3 protein-coding genes are annotated in these 3724 nt (G+C 65.0%); all 3 read left to right on the forward strand.

Translation table 11 applies throughout. The annotated features are described in order from the left end of the window. A partial coding sequence (locus tag AC27IQ_RS20190; protein ID WP_487090557.1) for a DMT family transporter occupies window positions 1-810 on the forward strand: 810 nt, incomplete at its 5' end. A 152-nt stretch (window positions 811-962) separates the two neighbouring features. Next, window positions 963-1682, forward strand: a complete 720-nt coding sequence (locus AC27IQ_RS20195; RefSeq protein WP_487090558.1) for an autoinducer binding domain-containing protein — start codon at window positions 963-965, stop codon at window positions 1680-1682. Window positions 1683-1938: 256 nt separating this feature from the next. Continuing rightward, window positions 1939-3465: a catalase KatB gene (gene katB, locus AC27IQ_RS20200; RefSeq protein WP_487090559.1), complete on the forward strand. Its 1527-nt coding sequence runs from the start codon at window positions 1939-1941 to the stop codon at window positions 3463-3465. The last annotated feature ends 259 nt before the right edge of the window (window positions 3466-3724 follow it).

Raw genomic sequence — 3724 nt, forward strand, 5'->3', positions numbered from 1 at the left:
CGTTTCGTGGCCTACGGCGCCATGGCCGTGGGCATGCTGCTCTGGGGCCTGCGCCCCGGCACGCGCCGAGCGGTGCGCTGGCCCACCGCCCGCCAGGCCGGGGCCGCCCTGGGCCTGAGCGTGCTGGGATTCACTGGCTACTACCTGCTGCTGGTGCTGGCGATCCGCGATGCGGGGGTGGAGGTGCCGGCCCTCATCATCGGCACCATCCCGGTGTGGGTCATGCTGCTGGGCAAGCCGAAGGGGCTGCGCTGGGTGGCCCTGGTGCCGGGGCTGGCCCTGACCCTGGCGGGCCTGGCGCTGATGGCGTTCGCGCCGCACGGGGAGGGCGGATCGCCAGCTGCGGGTGGCGGGGCGTACTGGTGGCGCGGCATCGGCATCGTGCTGGTGGCACTGGTCTTCTGGACGGCGTTCGCCATCCTCAATTCGGCCTGGGTGCAGCGCCACCCGGAGGTGGGCGCAACCCAATGGGCCAACTGGCTGGGCGTGGCCACGGGCCTGGGGGGATGGCTGTTGTGGGGGGTGAAGGGCACGCCTCTGGCAGAACTGGCGGCGCAGCCAGGTTTCGGCGCCTTTGTGCTGGTCTGCCTTGCGATCGGGCTGGGCGCGACCTGGCTGGCCACCATCCTCTGGAATGTGGCCAGCCAGCGCCTGTCCGCCAGCCTGTGCGGCCAGCTGATCGTGAGCGAGACCCTGTTCGCTCTCTTCTATTCCTTCGCCTGGGACGGCCACTGGCCGGCGCCTGCCCAATGGGCCGCGTGCGGCATGTTCACCCTGGGCATTCTGGCGACCATCCAGGCCCACCGCTGAGCCCTGTTCAGCCCCCCCGCGCGTCCTTGGAATCGGGTGGGGTTATGCACGGTTTTCATATTGCGCATCCCAATCGGCATGGCAAAAGGGCGCCCTCCCAAAACATTGCTGGGTAGACTGATTAATCAATAGTTAATCAAAAAGGGGTGGTGATGGCAGTGCAGTCGTGGCAGCACAAGGTTTCTGAATGTTTCTCCAATGAGACGTGCAAGAACAGAATCTTCGGCAAAATCAAGTCCGCGGCGACGGAATTGGGTTTCGAGCGATGCGCGTATACCCTCTACATTCCCGTCCCCATCTCCCGCCCGCAGGTGGTCCAGGTGGACGATTTTCCGGAAGCGTGGCAAAGGCGATATTCCGTCGCCGAATACCACCATATCGACCCCACCGTGGCCCATTGCCGCAAATCCGAGCGGCCCGTGGTCTGGAGCGACGAGCTTTTCGCCTCGGCGCCCGAGTTGTGGCGTGAAGCGCAGTCCCATGGGTTGAAGGTCGGCTGGTCGCAGGCCAACCAGAGCGTGGGCAGCCTGCGCGGCGTTCTGACCCTGGTGCGCTCCCGTGTCCCCCTGGCAGAGGAGGAACTCAAGGCGAACGAGCCCCGCATGTCGTTCCTTGCAAGCGCCTCGTACGAGGCCATGGGCCGTGCCATGAAAGCCCTGCACGGCACCCGCCAGAAGGCGTTCCTGACCCCGCGCGAACTGGAAGCCCTCAAATGGACGGCGGATGGGAAAACCATGGCGGATATTGCGCAGATTCTGGACGTTTCCGAAAACACGGTGCGGTTTCACCTCAAAAACGCCACTGCCAAACTGCAGACGCCCAACAAGACGGCGGCCGCGGTCAAGGCGGCGTTGCTGGGCTGGCTCGACTGACTGCAATTAACCGAAAGACCCCGGAAAGCGCTTCGGATATGTAATAAAAAGCGACCGGCGGGGTGTTTTGATTCGTAAATTGCTATTTTTTTAATAGCGCCCGTCCGCGCGCTTTCCGGCATTGACGGCATTCCATCCAAAGGGTTGTGAGGGGCCCATCGGCAATATTCATCGCGGCCATAGCCAAACCCCCCTTGTGAGCGACATTCCGCCACGTGGATCATTCGCTTCCCTTAACGACTGGAGCGGAGTTTCCATGACAACCAGAAAAATCTTCACCGCAGCGCTGGTGCTGCAAGGCGTGCTGGTAGCGCCTGCGGCGTTCGCCCAATCCGCCCTCACGCGCGACAACGGCGCCCTGGTGGGCGACAACCAGAATTCGCAGACCGCCGGCCCGAACGGCCCCACCTTGCTGCAGGACGTGCAGCTGATCCAGAAGCTGCAGCGATTCGATCGCGAGCGCATTCCGGAGCGCGTCGTGCATGCCCGCGGCACCGGCGTGCGCGGCGAGTTCGTGGCGACGGAAGACCTGTCTTCGCTGACCCAGGCCAAGGTGTTCAGCGCCGGCGAACGCACCCCGGTGTTCGTGCGGTTCTCTTCCGTGGTGCACGGAAACCATTCCCCCGAGACGCTGCGCGACCCCCGCGGCTTCGCGACCAAGTTCTACACGAGCCAGGGCAACTGGGATCTGGTGGGCAACAACTTCCCCACCTTCTTCATCCGCGACGCCATCAAGTTTCCCGACATGGTGCATGCGTTCAAGCCGGACCCCCGCACCAACCTGGACGACGATTCCCGCCGTTTCGACTTCTTCTCGCACGTGCCGGAGGCCACGCGCACGCTCACGCTGCTCTATTCGAACGAGGGCACGCCGGCCGGCTACCGGTTCATGGACGGCAACGGAGTGCATGCCTACAAGCTGGTCAACAGCCAGGGCCAGGTGCACTACGTGAAGTTCCACTGGAAGAGCCTGCAGGGGCTGAAGAACCTCGACCCCAAGCAGGTCGCCGCCGTCCAGGCCAAGGACTACAGCCACATGACCAACGACCTGGTCAACGCGATCAAGCAGGGCGATTTCCCCAAGTGGGACCTGTACGTGCAGGTGCTCAAGCCCGAGGACCTGAACAAGTTCGAGTTCAACGCGCTGGACGCCACCAAGATCTGGCCCGATGTGCCTGAGCGCAAGATCGGCCAGATGGTGCTGAACAAGAACGTGGACAACTTCTTCCAGGAAACCGAGCAGGTCGCCATGGCGCCCGCCAACGTGGTGCCCGGCATCGAGCCCTCGGAAGACCGCCTGCTGCAAGGCCGCGTGTTCTCATACGCCGACACGCAGCTGTACCGGGTGGGCACCAACGGCCTGAGCCTGCCGGTGAACCGCCCCCGCGTCGGCGTGAACAACGGCAACCAGGACGGCACGCTGAACTTCGGGCAGACGACCAGCGGCGTGAACTACGAGCCCAGCCGCCTGGAGCCCCGCCCGCAGGTTTCGGCGGCGCGCTACAGCCAGTTGCCGCTGTCCGGCACCACGCAGCAGGCCAAGATCGGCAAGGAGCAGAACTTCAAGCAGGCCGGTGATCTGTACCGCAGCTACGGCAAGAAGGACCGCGAGGACCTGATCCAGAGCTTCGGCGAATCGCTGGCCGGCGCCGATGCCGAGAGCAAGCACATCATCCTGTCGTTCCTGTACAAGGCCGATCCCGAGTACGGCACGGGCGTGGCCCGCGTGGCCAAGGGCGACCTGGCCCGCGTGAAGCAACTGGCCTCGGCGCTGCAGGACTGACGCGGGGCATGCGATGCACGCGTGGGGGCCGTTCTGGCGCCCGCGTGCTGCATCCATTGAGGGGCGCCGCTGGCGGTGCCCCTCCCACGACCGTCCCCCCATTTCAAGGAGATCGGCATGTCCCTTTCCCATCGATCGCGCCCCTGGGTGCTGGCAGTGCTGTGCATGGGCGCGATGGCGGCTGGCGCAGCGGGTGCGGCCCCCAGCGCGGCCCCCACTGCGGTCCCAGGCACGGCAGCGGCTGCATCCGCGTCGCCAC

It is taken from the genome of Acidovorax sp. KPB24-07, from assembly GCF_057543315.1.

Bases quoted from the DNA above. Each gene is read 5' to 3' on its own strand.
- AC27IQ_RS20195 (WP_487090558.1), top strand. From the start codon at position 963: ATGGCAGTGCAGTCGTGGCAGCACAAGGTTTCTGAATGTTTCTCCAAT.
- katB (WP_487090559.1), top strand. From the start codon at position 1,939: ATGACAACCAGAAAAATCTTCACCGCAGCGCTGGTGCTGCAAGGCGTG.